This window comes from Devosia sp. (assembly GCF_028290435.1).
Lineage (GTDB): Bacteria > Pseudomonadota > Alphaproteobacteria > Rhizobiales > Devosiaceae > Devosia.
On sequence record NZ_JAQGJV010000074.1, the window covers coordinates 169,568 to 189,036 of the forward strand.

General features: G+C 63.5%; 15 protein-coding genes. 11 read left to right on the forward strand and 4 right to left on the reverse strand.

Annotated elements, in window-relative coordinates; genetic code table 11:
• The first annotated feature begins 89 nt into the window (after positions 1-89).
• Positions 90-1,586, forward strand: a complete 1,497-nt coding sequence (locus JWP26_RS16160) for a CoA-acylating methylmalonate-semialdehyde dehydrogenase (protein WP_299729936.1) — start codon at positions 90-92, stop codon at positions 1,584-1,586.
• 257 nt (positions 1,587-1,843) lie between these two features.
• Here JWP26_RS16160 and rhaI read toward each other — a convergent pair whose 3' ends face one another.
• Positions 1,844-3,133 (reverse strand): L-rhamnose catabolism isomerase, encoded by a 1,290-nt coding sequence (gene rhaI / locus JWP26_RS16165; protein ID WP_299729939.1) that lies wholly within the window; start codon positions 3,131-3,133, stop codon positions 1,844-1,846.
• 154 nt (positions 3,134-3,287) lie between these two features.
• The gene (locus tag JWP26_RS16170) at positions 3,288-5,387 is read right to left on the reverse strand and encodes a bifunctional rhamnulose-1-phosphate aldolase/short-chain dehydrogenase (RefSeq protein ID WP_299729942.1); all 2,100 of its coding nucleotides are present in this window, start codon (positions 5,385-5,387) and stop codon (positions 3,288-3,290) included.
• Positions 5,388-5,568: 181 nt separating this feature from the next.
• Here JWP26_RS16170 and JWP26_RS16175 point away from each other — a divergent pair, with 181 nt between their 5' ends.
• From JWP26_RS16175 to JWP26_RS16195, 5 genes are all read left to right on the forward strand, one after another.
• Positions 5,569-6,372, forward strand: coding sequence for a DeoR/GlpR family DNA-binding transcription regulator (locus JWP26_RS16175; protein WP_299729945.1), 804 nt, complete (start codon positions 5,569-5,571; stop codon positions 6,370-6,372).
• Positions 6,373-6,408: 36 nt separating this feature from the next.
• Entirely contained in the window at positions 6,409-7,395 is a 987-nt protein-coding gene (gene rhaS, locus JWP26_RS16180) for a rhamnose ABC transporter substrate-binding protein (RefSeq protein ID WP_299729948.1), read from the forward strand.
• Positions 7,396-7,603: 208 nt separating this feature from the next.
• On the forward strand, positions 7,604-9,109 hold the full coding sequence (locus JWP26_RS16185; RefSeq protein ID WP_299729951.1) for a sugar ABC transporter ATP-binding protein: 1,506 nt from the start codon (positions 7,604-7,606) through the stop codon (positions 9,107-9,109).
• The gene (locus JWP26_RS16190; protein WP_299729954.1) at positions 9,106-10,083 is read left to right on the forward strand and encodes an ABC transporter permease; all 978 of its coding nucleotides are present in this window, start codon (positions 9,106-9,108) and stop codon (positions 10,081-10,083) included. The genes JWP26_RS16185 and JWP26_RS16190 overlap by 4 nt, the downstream gene beginning before the upstream one ends.
• On the forward strand, positions 10,080-11,078 hold the full coding sequence (locus JWP26_RS16195; protein ID WP_299729957.1) for an ABC transporter permease: 999 nt from the start codon (positions 10,080-10,082) through the stop codon (positions 11,076-11,078). Before JWP26_RS16190 ends, JWP26_RS16195 begins: the two co-directional genes overlap by 4 nt.
• A gap of 154 nt (positions 11,079-11,232) precedes the next feature.
• Here the strand turns inward: JWP26_RS16195 and JWP26_RS16200 are convergent, their stop codons facing one another.
• Both JWP26_RS16200 and JWP26_RS16205 read right to left on the reverse strand, forming a co-directional pair.
• Positions 11,233-12,504: a DUF3422 domain-containing protein gene (locus JWP26_RS16200; RefSeq protein WP_299729960.1), complete on the reverse strand. Its 1,272-nt coding sequence runs from the start codon at positions 12,502-12,504 to the stop codon at positions 11,233-11,235.
• A 110-nt stretch (positions 12,505-12,614) separates the two neighbouring features.
• Positions 12,615-13,730 (reverse strand): LysR family transcriptional regulator, encoded by a 1,116-nt coding sequence (locus JWP26_RS16205; RefSeq protein WP_299729963.1) that lies wholly within the window; start codon positions 13,728-13,730, stop codon positions 12,615-12,617.
• Between the two features lie 104 nt (positions 13,731-13,834).
• Here JWP26_RS16205 and JWP26_RS16210 point away from each other — a divergent pair, with 104 nt between their 5' ends.
• The 5 genes from JWP26_RS16210 to JWP26_RS16230 all read left to right on the forward strand — a co-directional run bounded on the left by JWP26_RS16210 (position 13,835) and on the right by JWP26_RS16230 (position 19,451).
• Positions 13,835-15,394: an aromatic amino acid ammonia-lyase gene (locus JWP26_RS16210; RefSeq protein WP_299729966.1), complete on the forward strand. Its 1,560-nt coding sequence runs from the start codon at positions 13,835-13,837 to the stop codon at positions 15,392-15,394.
• A gap of 82 nt (positions 15,395-15,476) precedes the next feature.
• Entirely contained in the window at positions 15,477-16,397 is a 921-nt protein-coding gene (locus JWP26_RS16215; protein WP_299729969.1) for an ABC transporter substrate-binding protein, read from the forward strand.
• 185 nt (positions 16,398-16,582) lie between these two features.
• Positions 16,583-17,770 carry an ABC transporter permease gene (locus JWP26_RS16220; RefSeq protein ID WP_299729973.1) on the forward strand — a complete coding sequence of 396 codons (1,188 nt, stop codon included), beginning with the start codon at positions 16,583-16,585 and terminating at the stop codon, positions 17,768-17,770.
• A complete protein-coding gene (locus JWP26_RS16225; protein ID WP_299729976.1) occupies positions 17,767-18,702 on the forward strand; it encodes an ABC transporter ATP-binding protein in 936 nt (311 codons plus the stop codon). The genes JWP26_RS16220 and JWP26_RS16225 overlap by 4 nt, the downstream gene beginning before the upstream one ends.
• The gene (locus tag JWP26_RS16230; RefSeq protein WP_299729979.1) at positions 18,699-19,451 is read left to right on the forward strand and encodes an ABC transporter permease; all 753 of its coding nucleotides are present in this window, start codon (positions 18,699-18,701) and stop codon (positions 19,449-19,451) included. Before JWP26_RS16225 ends, JWP26_RS16230 begins: the two co-directional genes overlap by 4 nt.
• Positions 19,452-19,469 lie beyond the last annotated feature (18 nt).

A 19,469-nucleotide genomic window follows, 5' to 3' on the forward strand; every position in this document is an offset into this window, starting at 1 on the left:
TACACTTTCCGCACAACCGATGGAAAATATATCGTGTTGCTCCGCAAAATTTATAGCGGCATGACTGCTCCCCAACAAGAGGAGAGCGCATGCGCACGATCGGCCATTTCATCGACGGCGTCGAAACCACCGGCAACAGCGCCGAGTACCAGGACGTGTTCAATCCGGCGACCGGCGAAGTGCAGGCCCGCGTGGCGCTCGCCACGCAGGCTGATCTCGACGCCACCGTCGCCTCGGCGCTCGCCGCCCAGCCCGCCTGGGCCGCCACCAATCCGCAGCGCCGCGCCCGCGTCTTCTTCAACTTCGTCGCCCTGCTCAATCGCGACATTGACGCCTTGGCCGAACTGCTCAGTGCTGAACACGGCAAGACCTTCGATGACGCCAAGGGCGACATCATGCGCGGCCTCGAAGTCGCCGAATTCGTCACCGGCGGTCCGCACCTGCTCAAGGGCGAATTCACCGAAGGCGCCGGCCCGGGCATCGACATGTATTCCATGCGCCAGCCGGTCGGCGTCGGCGCCGGCATCACCCCGTTCAATTTCCCCGCGATGATCCCACTTTGGATGCTCGCGCCCGCGATCATGGCCGGCAATGCCTTCATCCTGAAGCCGTCGGAGCGCGACCCCTCCGTGCCCGTCAAGCTAGCCGAACTCATGCTCGAAGCCGGCCTGCCCAAGGGCGTTCTCAACGTCGTGCAGGGCGGTAAGCCGACCGTCGACGGCATCCTCGCCCATGAGGGCATCGACGCCGTTTCATTCGTCGGTTCCACCCCAATTGCCCGCTACGTCTACGCAACCGCTGCCGCCCACGGCAAGCGCGTCCAGGCCTTTGGCGGCGCCAAGAACCACATGATCATCATGCCTGATGCCGATATGGAAAAAGCCGCCGATGCCCTGATGGGCGCCGGCTACGGCGCTGCCGGCGAACGCTGCATGGCCGTCTCGGTCGCCGTCCCCGTGGGCGACGCCACCGCCGACAAGATCATCGCCGCTTTGCGCCCGCGCATCGAAAAGCTCAAGGTCGGCCCCGCGACCGACAGGGCCACTGAAATGGGTCCGCTGATCACCGCCGCCGCCAAGGAGCGCGTGCTCGGCCTCATCGACAAAGGCGTGGAGCAGGGCGCCATCCTTGCCGTCGACGGCCGCGGCCTCTCGCTACAGGGCTATGAAAACGGCTACTTCGTCGGCGCCACGCTGTTCGACCACGTCACCGCCGATATGGACATCTACAAGGAAGAAATCTTCGGCCCCGTCCTCTCGGTCGTCCGCGCCAAGACCTATGATGAAGCCCTCAAGCTGACCATGGACAACCCCTACGGCAATGGCACCGCCATCTTCACCCGCGACGGCGACGCCGCCCGCGACTTCGCCACCCGCGTCAATGTGGGCATGGTGGGCATCAATGTGCCCGTCCCGGTCCCGGTCGCCTATCACAGCTTCGGCGGCTGGAAGGCCAGCTCGTTCGGGGATTTGAACCAGTACGGCACCGACTCGATCCGCTTCTGGACCCGGGTGAAGACGGTGACCGCGCGCTGGCCCTTGGGCATCAAGGACGGGGCTGAGTTCCAGTTCCCGGTGATGAAGTAACAGGCTTCGCCCGGCAGGCTCAACACACTCGGTGTCACCCCGGCGAAGGCCGGGGCCCATCCCGAGATCAATCGGCAAGCCGTCAGGTCGCGGCATCTCAAGCGCTTAAGCCGGCGTTTGTGAGACACCCCCTCCCAGCCTCCCCCATCAAGGGGGAGGTGTCTGCTGGTGGGCGGGACTCCGATTGAGTTCAACGGGTGGAGAGAAACCTCCCCCTTGATGGGGGAGGTAGTAGGGGTGATCTGCTGAGCGCAGGATCAGACGATCCCGCTCGACCCAGCCTCAACCGCCGGCCGGATTTCCCCGACCTTCGCCCGATACCCAGCCTGCCGATACGCCGCCACCGGATCGATGGCCCCACCGGCCTCCAGCCGCGCCATCGCCAAAATCGGCTCCACGTCCGTGCGGAACGCCTGCTTCAGCGTCTGCGTCGCCGCCAGCGCGTCATTGCCGACCTGATACCCTTCCAACGCCTTGCGATCCACGATCAGCGACTGCGCATAAGCCCGCTGCACTTCCGTCGCCGACAGCATCAGCGACTCGATCGGATCAGTCACATTGTGCGACTGGTCCAGCATGTGCGCCGGGTTGAAATCCGCATACCGATTCTCAGCATCCACCAACTCGTTGAACACCAAGAACAGCCGATACGGATCGATCGAACCCGCATCCAGATCGTCATCGCCATACTTGCTGTCGTTGAAGTGGAACCCACCGAGTTTCCCAAACTGAGCCAGCCGCGCCACGATCATCTCGATGTTCACATTCGGCGCGTGGTGCCCCAGATCGACCAGGCAGAACGCCTTGTCGCCCAGTTCCTTGGCGATCAGGTAATTGGTGCCCCAATCCTGCACGACCGTCGAATAGAACGCCGGCTCATACATTTTGTGTTCGGTATAAAGCCGCCAATCGTCCGGCAGCTCGGCATAGATCGACTTCATCGCCTCGAGATAGAACTCGAATTGCTTGGTGAAATTGACCTGGCCGGGGAAGTTGGAGCCGTCGCCGATCCACACCGTCAGCGCCTTGGAGCCGATGGTCTGGCCGATCTCGATGCATTCCAGATTATGCTCGATCGCCTGGCTGCGCGTCCCTTTTTGATAAGCCGCCAGCGAGCCGAACTTGTAGCTCTGCAACTGCCCCTTGGCGTCGGCAAACGTGTTGGAATTCATTGCGTCGAACCCGAGGCCAAACCGCGACGCCGCCTGCTTGAGACGATTGGGATCAGCCTTGTCCCACGGAATATGCAACGACACGGTCTTGGTCGCCTGCGTCAGCTGCGCGATGACGGCGCAATCCTCGATCTTGTCAAAAATATCGCGCGGCTCGCCAATGCCCGGGAAGCGTGCAAACCGTGTCCCGCCCGTGCCCACGCCCCATGAGGGCACGGCAACGGAAAACGCCGCGATCTTGGCCTTGATCTCGTCAATGGCCACACCGCGACGGTCGAGCCGCTCGCCCAGCGTGTCATAATCGACATTGAGGTCAGCCAAGCGCTCGGCATTGCTGGCTTCGACGATGGATTGCTCGATGATGGTATCGGTCATGTGTTTCCTCCTAAGAACACCCCCACCCGTCTCGGCTTTGCCGATCCACCCTCTCCCCGACGGGGAGAGGAATAGAAAGCGCCGGGACCCTTTCCTCTCCCCGTCTGGGAGAGGGGGGCGCGTAGCGCCGGGTGAGCGTGTCTGCCCCCTCTTCTTACCGCGTGAACGACTGGGCGTTGCCCGCGTCCACATTGATGATGTTGCCCGTCGACTTGGCCGACATGTCCGAGGCCAGGAAGTAGATTGCCTCGGCGATATCTTCCGGGAATACCGAGCGCTTGAGCAGCGAGCGCTGGCGATACATTTCTTCGAGGCCATCCTTGTCGGTCTTGTAGGTCGATGCCCGCTGCTCAAGCCACTCGCCGGCCCAGATCTTGGAGCCGCGCAGCACCGCGTCCGGGTTCACCGTATTGACGCGGATTTGCTCGCCGGCGCCTTCCAGCGCCAGGCAGCGCGCCAGATGGATTTCGGCCGCCTTGGCGGTGCAATAGGCCGCCGCATTCGGCGAAGCGGCCAGACCATTCTTGGACGCCACGAACACCACATTGCCGCCGATCTTCTGGGCGCGGAACAGGCGGAAGGCTTCACGGCTCACGAGGAAATAGCCCGTGGACAGGATGTCCATGTTCTTGTTCCACAGCTCCAGCGTGGTGTCCTCGATCGGTGCCGATGAGGCCAACCCGGCGTTGGACACGAGAATATCCAGCCCGCCGAATTCTACTACCGCATGGGCGAAGCCCGAGATCACCGCGTCTTCCTTGGTCACGTTGATATTGACGGGGCGGACGAAGTCGGCACCAAACGCCTTGCCCAGCTCCTCATTGGCCGCAGCCAACGCCGTCTCGTCGATATCGGCCAGCACCACGCAGGCACCCTCGCGCAACAACCGCGCCGCGGTGGCCTTGCCGATACCGCCAGCGCCGCCGGTGACCAGCGCAATCTGCCCCGCCAGCGACTTCGGCTTGGGCATGCGGGCGAGCTTTGCCTCTTCAAGCAGCCAATATTCGATATCGAACGCTTCCTGCTCCTGCAGGCCCTGATAGGTCGAAACCGTCGAAGCGCCGCGCATCACGTTGATGGCGTTGACATAGAACTCGCCGGAAATCCGCGCCGTCGCCTTGTCTTTGGCGAAGGTGAACATGCCCACGCCCGGCATCAGGTACACCACCGCGTTCGGATCGCGCACGGCCGGCGAGCTGTCGTGCTTGCAGCGATCGTAATAGGCCTGATAGTCGACGCGATAGGCGGCGATATCCTCGGGAATCTTGGCGATCACGGCGTCCACATCCGGATTGGCCGGATCGAACTCGATCACCAGCGGACGGATTTTCGTGCGCAAAAAGTGGTCGGGGCAGGAGGTGCCCAGCGCTGCCAGCGGTCGCAGATTGTTGGAATTGACGAATTCCAGCACCGCCGCCGAGTCATCGAAATGCCCCAGCTTGTGGCTGTCTTCCGAGATCAGGCCGCGAATCTTCGGCATCAGTTTGGCCGCCACCGCGCGCCGCGCATCGGCGTCCAGCGACTTGACCGCTTCACCACCAAAAATGGTTTTGCCTTCGGTCTGCCCTTCGAACCATTCGATCGCCTGATTGATGATGGCGATGGTGGTCTCGTAGCATTCCTTGGGCGTATCGCCCCACGTGAACAGGCCATGCGACTCAAGGATCAGCCCCTTGGACTTCGGGTTCTCTTCGCAATATTTGCCCAGCCACAGGCCCAACTCAAAGCCCGGCTTCTTCCATGGCAGCCAGCCAATGCTGTCGCCGAAAATCTGCTTTGTCAGCTCTTTCGAATTGACCGAAGCCGCAATCGCGATGATCGCGTCCGGATGCATGTGGTCCACATAGGCATGGTTCACATAGGCATGCAGCGGCGTGTCTATCGAGGCGGCGCGCGGGTTCAGGTTGAACGTGGCGTGGGGCAGGTAGCCCACCATCTCGTCTTCAAAATCCAGCCCGCGATACAGCCCCTTCAGCGCCCGCAGTTTGTCCATATAGAGCGTCGAAAACCCGTCGAGCTTGATCGAGGCGCTATCGCCGCCCGAACCCTTGACCCACAGCACTTCGACCGTCTCGCCGGTCAGCGGGTCCTTCTGCATGATCTTGGATGAGGTATTGCCGCCGCCGTAGTTGGTGACGCGCTTGTCGCTGCCGAGCAGGTTAGAGCGATAGACGAGACGTTCGGGCTCGCTCATGGCGGCGGCTTTGGCGTCGTCCCAGAGGTTGGCGAGGCGCTTGGGCGCGGTGGTGGACATGAGGGTTCCTCCAAAGAGATTGGCAGCGAAATTGTTGGCCGGAGATGGCCACAGATCGCCGCGGGCTGTCAATCACAAACGATCAGGTTCAATCATGACGTTAGTATAACAATCAGGAACGCCAGAATCATGATTGACACTGATTGGAATTGATGGGAGCAAATGGCCAGGGAGAACGCTTTTGCACGAAACCGAGCGCCACAGGGTCATTCTGGCTGCCGTCCAATCGCGGCCGGTCGCCACCGTGACCGATCTGGTCGACATGACCGGAACGTCCGAGGCGACGATCCGTCGTGACATCGCGGCTTTGCATGTGCAGGGCCAGTTGCGCCGGGTGCGCGGCGGGGCCGAAGCGGTCAATCCGCCGGAGCAGGGCGGGCTGATGGGCCGGCCATTCTCGGTCAACGAAACCATCAACATGACCGCCAAGCGCGCCATCGCGCGGGTCGCCGCCGAAATGTGCAAGGATGGCGAGCCGATCATCATCAATGGCGGCACCACCACCTATCAGATGGTGCATCACCTGGCCTCGCGCCGGCTCAGCGTCTTCACCAACAGCTTCGCCATCGCCGAGCACCTGATCCACAATTCGCGCAATTCCGTCGTCATCCCCGGCGGCACGGTCTATCGCGAGCAGAACGTCATCCTGTCGCCCTTCGGCGGCGTCGTGGCCTCGCACTTCTACGCGCGAAAAATGTTCATCGGCTGCCAGGGCATCGGCAAGAACGGCCTGATGGAAGCCGATCCCATGGTCGTGCAGTCCGAACTCGGACTGATCGGGCAGGCCGACGAGCTGATCGTGCTCGCTGACTCATCAAAATTCACCTCTCATTCGAGCCTCATCTTGTGTGGGCTCGACCGAATAGCCTCCGTCATCACCGACGGCGGCATACGCGACGAAGACCGCCAAATGCTCGAAACGGCAGGCGTGCGGCTCATCGTGGCGGACACCAGCGCCCAGAGCGATCGCCAAGCCATCGCCTGAGCCAACGAAAACCAAAAGTCCCAGGGAGGGATCCTCATGAAACTGCTGAAAACTCTGGCCATCACCACCGCGCTCGCCGCGCTATTTGCCACCCCGTCCTTTGCCGCGACCCGCATCGCGCTGGTCGTCAAGTCGCTCGGCAACGGCTTCTTCGATGCCGCCAACAAGGGCGCCCAGGAAGCCGCCAAGGAACTCGGTGACGTCGAAGTCATCTATACCGGCCCGACCGCCGCCACTGCCGAAGCCCAAATCGAAGTCATCAACTCGCTGATCGCCCAGCAGGTCGACGCCATCGCCATCTCCGCCAACGATCCCGACGCGCTGGTTCCGGTCCTTAAGAAGGCCATGGAACGCGGCATCAAGGTGATCTCGTTCGACTCGGGCGTCGCTCCCGAAGGCCGCCAGGTTCACCTCAACCCGTCCGAAACCAACCTGATCGGCGAGACCATCATCAAGCTGGCTGCCGATTACCTGCCAGACGGCGGCGACGTGGCCATCCTGTCGGCTTCCTCGACCGCGACCAACCAGAACGCCTGGATCGAAGCCGCCAAGAAGGCCCTGCCGACCGAGTTCCCCAAGATCAACCTCGTCGCCACCGTTTATGGCGATGATGACTCTGTGAAGTCGACCGACGAAGCCAAGGGCCTGATCGCTTCCTACCCGAACCTCAAGGCCATCATTGCTCCGACGACCGTCGGCGTCGTGGCTGCTGCCCAGGTCGTCACCGACATGGGCCTGATCGGCAAGGTCAACGTGACCGGCCTGGCGCTCCCCTCCGAGTTCAAGCAGTTCATCGACAATGGCGCCAGCCAGGCCGTTGCCCTGTGGAACCCGATCGATCTGGGCTACTCGGCCGTGATGATTGCCGATGACCTGGTCAAGGGCGGCGAAGCCAAGCCAGGCGCAACCCTAGCCATCGGCCGCATGGGCTCGATCACGCTGGACGACACCAACTCGGCTGCGATGGCTCCTCCGTTCACCTTCGACAAGTCCAACATCGAAGAATTTTCGAAGATCTATTGAGACTTCAGGTCCGGCGCCTGGCCGGGTCATAGGAATGGACTGCGATCCAGTCCGCTCACCGGACGGCACCTCCCCCTTGACGGGGGAGGTTGGGAGGGGGTGTGGGACGGCCCCGATATTCGGGCTAACCTCCCCCTCCCTTGATCCCTCCCCGCGAGGGGGAGGGTGTCGACTGACGCCTCACGGCCAGAACGAGACCAAGTCATCAATGACCCCACCCGTCCTCACCCTCTCCGGCATCACGAAAACCTTCCCCGGCGTGCGTGCCCTGCACAACGTCGCGCTGGAGCTGTTTGCCGGCCAGGTCACCGCCCTCATCGGCGAAAACGGCGCGGGCAAATCCACCCTGGTCAAGGTCATGACCGGCATCTACCAGCCCGACGCGGGCGAAATCACCGTCGCCGGAAAACCCGTCACCCTGCCGACCGCCCACGCCGCCTTCGAGGCCGGCGTCACCGCGATCCATCAGGAAACCGTGCTGTTCGACGAGCTGACGGTGGCGGAAAACATCTATCTCGGCCACGCGCCGCGCAATCGTTTCGGGATGATCGATTGGCGCAAGATGCGTTCTGAGGCCAAGGAAACCCTCGACTCCATGGCGGCCGGCATCGATCCGGACATCAAGCTCAAGGAACTCGGCATCGCCAAGAAGCACCTCGTCGCCGTCGCCCGTGCGCTCTCCATCGACGCCCAGATCGTCATCATGGACGAGCCGACCGCCGCCCTCAGCCAGAAGGAAATCGAGGAGCTTTACGTGCTCATCGAACTGCTCAAGGCCGACGGCAAGGCGATCCTCTTCATCTCCCACAAATTCGATGAAATCTACCGCATCGCCGATCGCTTCACCGTGTTCCGCGATGGCGAGCAGGTCGGCACCGGCTTCATCAAGGACACGACCCAAAGCCAGATCGTGCAGATGATGGTCGGCCGCTCCGTCGATCACATCTTCCCCGCCCGCAATGCCGTGATCGGCGAAACCGTGTTCGAAGCCAAGGGCCTCAGCCACCCGACCGAATTCGACGACATCTCCTTCTCAGTCCGCAAGGGCGAAATCCTGGGCTTTTACGGTCTGGTCGGCGCCGGCCGCAGCGAAGTCATGCAGGCCGTCTTCGGCATGACGACCCCATCCTCGGGCTCCATGACCCTCAACGGCCAGTCCATCGCCCCCAAATCCGCCGCCGACGCCGTCGAAGCCGGCATCGTCTACGTCCCCGAAGAACGCGGCAAGCAGGGCGTCATCACCGGCCAACCGATTTTCCAGAACGTCTCGCTGCCCTCGCTCAAGAAAACCTCCAGCAACGGCTTCCTCCGCGCCGCCCAGGAGTTCGATCTCGCCCGCACCTATACCGAGCGCCTCGACCTGCGTGCCTCCTCGCTCAGCCAGAACGTCTCGACCCTCTCCGGCGGCAACCAGCAGAAGGTGGTCATTGCCAAATGGCTGGCCACCAACCCCAAACTGATCATCCTCGATGAGCCCACCAAAGGCATCGACATCGGCTCCAAGGCCGCCGTCCACGGCTTCATGGGCGAATTGGTGGAGCAGGGCCTCTCCGTAATCATGGTCACCTCCGAACTCCCCGAAGTGCTCGGCATGGCCGACCGCATCGTCGTCATGCGCGAAGGCCGCATCATCGCCACGCTCGACAACAAGGGCCTTAAGCCCGAAACGCTGGTGCGTCTTGCCGCCGGTATCGCCGAGGAAGAAGCAGCATGAACCGCCTTCTGAAACACCGCGAAATCTTCCTGGCGCTGGCCATCCTGCTGGTCCTGGTGCTGGTCACCATCCGCTTTCCCCGCTTCGCCCAACCTGGCAATCTGCTGACCATTTTCAACGACAGCTCGATCCTGATGATGCTGGCCCTCGGCCAGATGACGGTGATCCTGACCCGCTCGATTGATCTCAGCATGGCCGCCAATCTGGCCCTGACCGGCATGATCGTCGCCATGACCAACGCCGCATTCCCGGGCGTGCCGATCCCGGTGTTGATCCTGGGTTGCATCGCGGTCGGCGGCGTCTTGGGCGCGTTCAACGGCGTGCTGGTGTGGAAGCTGAACATTCCCCCCATCGTCGTAACGCTGGGCACCTTGACCATTTATCGCGGCCTGATTTTCGTCATTTCCCGCGGCGCCTGGGTCAACGCCGCCCAGATGAGCCCAGATTTCGTGGCGCTCCAGCGCGGCGCCTTCCTCGGTCTGCCCATCCTGTCCTGGTTCGCCATCGTCGTCGCGCTGCTGTTCTGGCTCCTGATGACCCGCACCCCACTCGGCCGCTCGCTCTACGCCATTGGCGTCAACCCGACCGCCTCGGTCTATACCGGCATCGATGTTGGCCGCACCAAATTCCTCGCCTTCACCATTGCCGGCGCCGTCTCGGGCCTAGCCGGTTACCTGTGGATTTCGCGCTACGTTATCGCCTCCACCGAGGTCGCCAGCGGCTATGAACTCACCATCATCGCCGCCTGCGTCATCGGCGGCGTTTCCATCGCCGGCGGCATTGGCACCGTCACCGGTGTCCTGCTCGGCGCCATCTTCCTCGGCGTCATCAACAATGCCCTGCCGGTCATCAACATTTCGCCCTTCTGGCAAATGGCCATTTCCGGTTCCGCTATCCTCCTCGCCGTCATCCTCAACGCCCGCGGCGAACGCCAAAAAGGCCGCGTGATCCTGAAGAAGGCGGAAGCCGCATGACCGACACTACAACCCGCCATCTCCCCAATCGCCTCGACAATCCCCTCCGCTCCTCCATCCTGAGCTGGGAGAGCCTGCTGATTGCCGTGGCAGTGGTGATCTTCATCATCAACTCATTTGCGTCGCCCTATTTCCTCAACGCCTATTCGCTGAGCGACCTGACCTTCAATTTCACCGAAAAGGCGCTGATCGCGCTGGCGATGGCATTGCTCATCATCTCGGGTGAGATCGATCTGTCGGTCGCCGCGATCATCGCCCTGGCCTCCACCCTCATGGGTTTTGCGCTACAATTCGGCGCCGATACGCCGGCGCTCGTCGCCATCGGCATTGGTACCGGCATCGTCTGCGGCGCCTTCAACGGCTTCCTCGTGACCGGGCTCAAGCTGCCCTCCATCGTGGTCACCATCGGCACCATGAGCCTGTTCCGGGGCATCTCCTTCATCATCCTGGGCGACCAGAGCTACAAGGGCTATCCGGCCAGCTTCGCCTGGTTTGGGCAGGGCTATGTCTATTGGGTGATCTCGTTCGAGCTGGTGCTCTTCCTCGTCATGGCCGTGCTCTATTACGTGCTGCTGCACCGCACTAATTTCGGCCGCCGCGTCTACGCCATCGGCAATAACGACATTGCCGCGCAATTCTCAGGCGTGCGCGTGGCGCGCACCAAGTTCATCCTGTTCTGCCTCACCGGCGTCATGAGCGGCATCGCCGCGGTGCTGCTGACCGCGCGGCTCGGCTCCACGCGCCCCTCGATTGCCGAAGGTTTTGAGCTCGAAGCCATCACCATGGTGGTACTGGGCGGCGTGTCGATCCTGGGCGGTGCCGGCTCCATTCTCGGCGTGGTGCTGGCCGCGTTGATCGTCGGCCTCGTCACCTTCGGCCTTGGCCTACTCAACGTGCCGGGCATCGTCATGACCATATTCACCGGTTCGCTGCTGATTATTGTCATCGCGCTGCCGATCCTGTTCCGGCAGTGGCGGAACAGGCGTCCGGCCTAGAGCTTACCCGCGAGGAATGCGCCCAACCGATCCAGCCTGGCGATCCACTCGGCTTTGCGGCGTTCGATAATCTGGTGAAACAGTGCGGCCATGGCGATGTCTCCTTGTCGCTTAAGTATGTACCTAAGCGACGCCGCGTTCAACGCTTAAATCATCACTTAAGCGTTGGCGGCGTGTGCGAATTGCGCACTGCCCGCGCCATCAGCCACACCGCCAGCACCACGAACGGCGCCGCGATCGACAGCGTCATGGTCTTTTCAAAATGCCATTCCTCCAGCGGCCCGGCCAGCAGGTAGCTCAAAATGCCGAGCAGATAATAGCTGATGGCTATGGTCGACAGCCCCTCGACCGTCCGCTGCAAGTGAAACTGGCTGTTGGCCGTATGGGCGATATTGTCGAGCACCGACTTGTTCTGGATCTGCATGTCCAACCCGATGCGCACATTAAGCAGCCCGATGGCGCGCTCGATCTTGTCGGACAGCACGCTGAGCCGCTTTTCCATCGCCGCGCAGGTCGCCAGCCCCGGATCGACCCGGTTGCCGATATAGTGCGTCAGGCTGGAGCCCACGCCGGTCGCGCTTTCCCTCAACCCAGCAAGCCGCGTGCGCAAAATATCGCCATACGCATGGCTGGCGGCAAAACGATAACCCAGCCGCTCCGACAACTGCCCGGTGCGGACCGACAATGCATGCAGCGCCGCAAGCGCCGTTTGCACCGTCTCCGGCGTCGTCGCAGTCGATAGCGTTTCGATCAGCGCCGTCAATTCTATCTCGGTGGCGCGCAAGGCCGGCGATTGCTCGCGCGCCAATGGCAGGCCGAGCAGCGCCATGGTGCGATAGGTCTCCACCTCCAGCAGCCGCCGCACGATGATCGAGCGGCGCAACACGCTCAAGTCCCCCGCAGCCAGTTCAAACCGCGTGAAGTTTTCCGCGTCCGGCACGAAATCGGTCGCCACCTGGGCGCGTCCGGTATCGAGATCGGAGACGCACAGGCTGGCCAGCGCAAAGCCCGGCAGCAAGCGTTCCGGCACCTGCGCATCGGCAATCACGTCAATGCGCATGGCGCCAATCAGCAGGCTGTCGCCCAGCGCTTGCAGGCCGATATCTTCGGGCCAGTTCTCCATGTCATGCAAATCCGCGCGCCAGGTCACCGTCACAAATTCGGTATGGAATTCCCAGGTCACATGCCGCGGGCCAATATCGAAGCCATATTGCCGGCTGGCGACGGCAGGCGTCGGCACCCCGGCCGCGTGGCAGAACTCTTCGAAACGAGCGAAAACGCGCGTCATTGCGCCAGCTTCAGCCGGCATGACAAACACCAGCCGCCGAATACGGCCCGCGCCGGGCACGATTTCTACCGGGCGCGCATGAACCTCGTCCATGATGGCATGGCGATAAGGATGGTCGATCGGGCGCGGCAAGGCCATTTGTCTCTCCGAAAGCCAGAACGGAACGGCTGTCACATATGACAAGAGCCATGATCGCCCCATTTGGCAATGCGACCTTCGCGCAGGCGAGACAAGGCGTCGCAGGCGGCCTAGCCTTCGATCATCGCCGCAATCGCCTGCGCCGTGCCCTTGCCGCCCCTGGGCCAACACAGCCAAAAATTCATGTCATACCGCGCGGGCAGGGCCACTTGCCGCAAGTCCCCGGCAATGCGCGCGACCGAGGCCTGCGGCAGCACCGAGACGAAGCCGTGATGCAGCACCATGTTGAGAATGACCGGGATCGAGTCGATTTCCACCAGCCGCACTTTGGCCCGCTCCACCGGCGTCATGGTTTCCTCGATGATGCGGTTGATACGCTGCCGCAACCCGCTGCGCGAACTCGGCACGGCCAGCGGCGCCGAAAGCAGGGCAGTGGTGCTATCCCCGCCCGCCGCGCCAACGATAGCCAGCGAGGTCCTTGTAATAATGCGGCCATCAAGATCGGGCGGCAGTTCCTCGGTATCGAGCAGCGCCGCGTCGAACTGCCCATTCTTCAGCCCCCGCAACAGGTCCTCGGCCGTGGTCGAACTCACGAACAGCGGAATCCGCGGCCGTTCGCGATGCCACCGCGCCACGAGGCTCGCGAGCAGCCGCGCGATCTCGCTTTCATAGCCCAGCGGAATGACCGACCCCAACCGTGCCGTCGCCGCAGTCTTGCGAAACCGATCCTCCGACGCCAGCGACAGCCGCCGCCACGCGTCCAGCAAAGTCGTGGCCCGCTCGGCTAAGGCCATCCCCTCAGCGGTCAGCGACGAGCCATCCCGGCTCCGCTCCAGCAGCACCGCTCCAAACGCCAGCTCCAACTGCGCCAATTGCCGCGTCAACTGCGGCTGTCCCAGCCCCATCACCCGCGCCGCCCGCCTGATGCTGCCCTGCGCCGCCACCTGGGTAAACCGCTCCAGCGTTTCCAGCTTGATCGTCCCACTCGCCCCAAGCTGCCCCGCCAGCAATGCCGCCGCCGCAATCTCCGGCCCCAGCCGCACCGCCTCCAACGTCGTCACCAGTCCTGCGCCGGCCCGCTCCACCAGTTTCACCGAGATTTCGCCCTCCAGCCGCGCTATGGAAACGGCAATGCTGGAGACCGGCCGGCCTAACGCCCGCGCCGCGCCGCGTACGCTGCGCTCGCGTAGAACCACATCCATGGCGATCAGGGTCGCGGTATCCATTGTCCACCCTTTGGGCAGGCTGTGCGGTTGCCTAAGAAACCCGCATAGGCCTGTTCAACAATTGGGATATCCCATGAACCAGAACTATCCAATAGCGTGCTGACATGAACCACGTTGCGATCACGTCGACCGGTCCCGCCATCCGCCTCAACGGCAAGCCGCTGAGCTTTTCCGATATCGCCCGCATCGGCGCCCGCCGCGCCCGCCTCGTCGCGGACGAAGCCGCCCTGCAGCGCGTCGCCGAAGCCCGCATCGTGGTCGAGGACGCCATCGCCGCCGGCCAGCCGGTCTATGGCTCCACCACCGGCGTTGGCGCCATGAAGGATGTCGAGTGGTCCGCCGACGAACTCGACGCCTTCAATCTCGGCCTGGTTCGCGCCCATCATTTCGGCACCGGCGAAGCCTTTCCCGCCGATGTCATCCGCACCGCCATGGCCATCCGCGTCAACATGGCGCTGACCGGTCGCGTCGGCTGCACCGTCGACCTGGTCGAAGCCTATCTGGCTCTCCTCTCCAATGACGTCGTCCCCGTCGTCCGCCGCACCGGCTCCATCGGCTGCGCCGATATCGGCCTCATGGGCCAGATTGGCGCCGTCCTGACCGGTGCCGGCGAAGCGCAGTTCAAGGGCATCCGCATGCCCGCCGAGGACGCCCTTGCCGGCGCCGGCCTCAAGCCCTTCAAGCTCGCCCCACGCGATAGCCTCGCCTCCATCTCCACCAATGCCGTCGGTTATGCCGCCGCCGCCAACGCCCTGCGCAGCGCCGCCGATGTCACCCGCGTCCTGCTGGCGACCGGCCTCACCACCGCCGGCGCGCTCGGCGCTTCGCGCGATCCGTGGAAGGCCGTCGCCCATGTCGGCACCGACCGCGAGGCCGGCATCGGGGCCTGGCTCTATTTCAACGCCAAGGGCTGGGACTGGCCCAGCGCTACGCACATCCAGGACCCGCTCAGCCTGCGCATGATGAGCCAGGTCTTCGCCACCGGCTTTGAAACCCTCGTCGTCGCTGGCAAGATACTGCTCGCTGCGACCGGCCGCACCGACGACAATCCCGTAGTCGCCGGCGGCCAGGTGCTCACCTCCGGCGGTTCGCTCCCCCTCGACGTCAGCGTCTTCATGCAAACCGCGCAACTGGGCCTCACCCATATCGCCCGCAACTCCTTCAACCGCTGCGTCCTCCTGGGCAATGGCGGCCGCCGCGATCTCCCGGTCAATTTGGTCCCCCACGGCACCATCGCCACCGGCTTCGGTCCCATCATCAAGCTGGCCGGCGAGCTCTATACCCGCGTGCTGACCCTCACCAACCCGATCTCCGCCAACTCTCTGGTCGTCGCCGGCGGCATCGAGGATGAGGCCACCTTCCTCCCCCTCATCGTCGAGCGCCTCGAGCGCCAGGTGCTCGCGCTCCGCCGGCTTGCCGCCATCGAGGGCATTCTTTCCGCCCAGGCTATGGACATCTCCCATGACCGTCCGGGCAACGTGCCCGGCATCATCTACAACCTGGTCCGCCAGCATGCTGACAGCTATTGGCAGGACCGCCCGCTATCGGCGGAGGTGGAGGCAGTTGAACTCGCTCTGGGCTCCGATGAACTGATGAGCGAACTTATTTCCCACTCGAAGATTATGGAGTTGGACGAGTTTTTCGCCCTGGGGCCGGTTGCGTAGTATTTTCCGCCCTAGCTGAATGCCGACAAGACGATAGGTTAGGGACAGACCGGGTGGGAATCCGGACAACAAGGAGAATTCAATGCGCCTCTCTACCAAAATCCTGAGCGCCGCTCTCGCGCTCGCCATGACGGTGACCGCCGCGCAGGCCCAGGTCGTCGTTTCCTCCAAGATCGACACCGAAGGCGGGGTGTTGGGCAACATCATCAAGCAGGTGCTGGAAGCCAACGATATCGCCGTCACCGACAAGATTCAGCTCGGCGCCACTCCGATCGTGCGCGAAGCCATCACCGCTGGCGAAATCGACATCTATCCGGAATATACCGGCAATGGCGCATTCTTCCTGACCCAGGAAGAGGGTGCCGATCCGCTGCTGTGGAACGACGCCACCAAGGCCTATGAAGAGGTCAAGAAGCTCGATTACGCCCAGAACAAGATCGTCTGGCTGGCTCCCTCGCCGGCCAACAATACCTGGGCCGTCGCCATCCGAACCGATGTCGCCACCGCCAACAATATCAAGACCTTCTCCGAATTCGGCAAATGGGTTGCCGGCGGCGGCGAAGTCAAGCTGGCCGCATCGTCCGAGTTCGTGAACTCGCCCGGCGCGCTGCCCAAGTTCCAGGAAGTCTATGGCTTCACCCTGAAGCCCGAACAACTGGTAACGCTCTCCGGTGGTGATACTGCCGCCACCATCGCCGCCGCTGCCCAGCAGACCAACGGCGTCAACGCCGCCATGGTCTATGGCACCGACGGTGGCATCGCTCCCTCGGGCCTGACCGTGCTGGAAGACGACAAGGGCGTGCAGCCCGTTTACCAGCCCGCGCCGATCATCCGCGAAGCCGTGCTGAAGGAATATCCGCAGATCGAAACCCTCCTGGCCCCCGTCTTCGCCAAGCTCGATCTCGTGACCCTGCAGACCCTCAACGGCCGCGTCCAGGTCGGCGGCGAAGCCGCTGCCGCCGTGGCGACGGACTTCCTGAAGACGAACGGGTTTGTGAAGTAGGCTTGAACTTGGGGTGGGAGTTTGCGGAAGCCGACCCCCACCCTAACCCTCCCCTCAAGGGGGAGGGGACCGATCGTGCCTCTCCATCATCGGGCGTCATCCTGAACTCGATGAAATCCCCTCCCCCTTGAGGGGAGGGCTAGGGTGGGGGGAACTTCCCACAAACGCGAAGCAAGAGGGGCCGCATGAGCATCGCCGTTACCGCCGCTCCGTCCCGCCCCACTTGGCTGGCGCTCGACAAGCTGGGCGTCCTCATCGCCCTAATCGCCGCCTTCGCCGCAACGCAACCCTTCGCCCTGTTCCGCGCCAACCGCATCGTGCTCGGCGAACCGCGCACCCCGCTGACCGCACTGCCTGAATCTGCCGCCACCTTCGTTGCCGCCGTCCTGGTCATCGGCTTCATCATCGCCCTGCTGCGCTTCCCCACCATGGTCAAGCTCATCGGCGGCTTCCTCGTCCTGGCGGTGCTCTTCGTCTCCGTCGGCTGGTCCGGCCAATATCTCACCCCCGAAGGCGACACCTTCGCCCGCATTTCGCCCGGCGCCGGCTTCTGGCTGTTCGTCTTCGCCTTCGCGCTGCTCGTCACCGATGCGCTGACCCGCCTGCGCCTGAAACCCTGGCCGCGCATCGCCATCCTCGTCGGCGTCGCCCTCGCCCTCGCCGCGCTCCTGTGGAGCGGCGCCTGGAACGATCTCTCCATCCTCAAGGAATACTCCACCCGCGCTACCCCGTTCTGGCAGGAAGCGCGCACCCACCTCATCCTGGCCTTCGGCTCCGTCGCCATCGCCACCATCCTCGGCGTCCCGGTCGGCATTCTCTGCTACCGCGTCAAGCCAGTCCGGGCCGCCGTGCTCAACGTGTTCAACATCGTCCAGACCATCCCATCGATCGCCCTGTTCGGCCTCCTCATCGCGCCGCTCGCCTGGGTCGCCGCCACCGTGCCCGGCGCCAAAGCCATCGGCATTTCCGGCATCGGCATCGCCCCGGCTTTGGTCGCGCTGTTCGCCTATTCGCTGCTGCCCATCGTTTCCAATACCGTGGTTGGCCTCCAAAGCGTCTCGCCCGCCGCCATCGACGCGGCCAAGGGCATGGGCATGACCGGCCGCCAGCGCCTGTTCGGCGTCGAACTGCCACTGGCCTTCCCGGTCATCCTCACCGGCATCCGCATTGTGCTGGTGCAGAATATCGGCCTTGCCACCATTGCCGCCCTGATCGGCGGCGGCGGCTTCGGCGTCTTCGTCTTCCAGGGCATCGGTCAGACCGCGATGGACCTGGTGCTGCTCGGCGCCGTGCCCACCGTGGCCCTGGCCTTCGCCGCCGCCGTGGTGCTGGACGCAGCAGTGGAAATGACTTCAGCGGGGATGCGCGCATGATCGAAATCGACGACATCACCAAAATCTACGGCGAAACCGCCGTCGTCGACCGCGTCTCGCTGGTCATCGATCCGGGCACCATTTGCGTCATTGTCGGCACCTCCGGTTCCGGCAAGACCACCCTGATGCGCATGATCAACAAGCTGGTCGACCAAACCTCCGGCGCCATCCGCATCGACGGCGAAGACATCGCCGGCATCCCCGCCTATGAGCTGCGCCGCCGCATCGGCTACGCCATCCAGGGCCATGGCCTCTTCCCCCACCGCACCGTGGGCCAGAACATCGCCACCGTCCCCAAACTGCTCGGCTGGGACAAGGCTAAGATCGCCGACCGTGTCGAGGAACTGCTCACCCTGTTCCAGCTCGATCCGGCCCAGTATCGCGATCGCCTGCCCAATGAGCTCTCCGGCGGCCAGCAACAGCGCGTCGGCGTCGCCCGCGCCCTGGCGGCCAAGCCCAACATTCTCCTGATGGACGAGCCCTATGGCGCGCTTGATCCGGTCATTCGCGCCAAGGCGCAAGAGGACCTGCTCGCCGTCCAGCGCCAGTTCGAAACCACCATCGTGCTCGTCACGCACGACATGGAAGAGGCCATCCATCTCGGCACCAAGATCGCCGTGATGGACAAGGGCAAGCTGCTGCAGCACGACGTCCCGCAACAGATCATCGCCAACCCATCGACCCCCTTCGTCGCCGAACTGATCGGCAGCGCCGAACGCCCGTTCCGCCTGCTATCGCTCGGCAAGGTGGCCGATCACATCGAGCCCGGTGAAGTCGCCGGCACCCCGCTTGATGCCGGCGTCTCCCTACGCGACGCCTATGCCGAACTGCTCTGGTCCGGCCGTCCAGCTCTCCCGGTCACGCGCGACGGCAAGGTCATCGGGCAGGTGACACTGGCCCAGCTCGCCCGTCTGGCGGCGCGCCCACAATGAGGATCGGCCTGCTCATCCGCCTGATCGTGCTGGTCGTCCTGCTAGTGTTCCTGATCCATCCGGACACTTTCGCCGGCTTTTTCGCCCTGTTCGCCAAAGCCGGCCAACCGCCGATCTACAATCAGGGCAGCCTGCTCGATATCACGCTGAACCACCTCGCCATCGTGCTCACCGCCACCGTGGCCTCCACCATCATCGCCGTCGGCCTAGCCATCCTGGTAACCCGTCCCTTCGGCGCCGAATTCCTGCCGCTGTCCCGCTCGCTCGCCAATGTCGGCCAAACCTTCCCGCCCGTCGCCGTCCTGGCCCTCGCCGTGCCCGTGCTCGGCTTTGGCACCGCGCCCACGCTGGTGGCTTTGTTCCTCTACGGCCTCTTGCCCATCTTCGAGAACACCCTGACCGGCCTGACCAATCTTCCGCCTGCCGTCACCGATGCCGCCAAGGGCGTCGGCATGACCGGCTGGCAACGCCTGCTCAAGGTCGAACTGCCCCTGGCGCTCCCGGTGATCCTCTCCGGCATCCGCCTTTCGACGGTCATTTCTCTCGCCACCGCCACCATCGGCTCCACCGTCGCCGCGCGCACCCTGGGCGAAGTGATCATCGCCGGCCTCACCGCCAACAACACCGCCTTTGTGCTGCAAGGCGGCCTCATCGTCGGCGTCCTCGCGGTATTGATCTACGACGCCCTCTCCGCCCTCGAGCGCTTCCTCATGGCCCGCACCGGCCAGTTGGGGAGGGCGGCGGCATGAGTGACAATCTATCGGCCC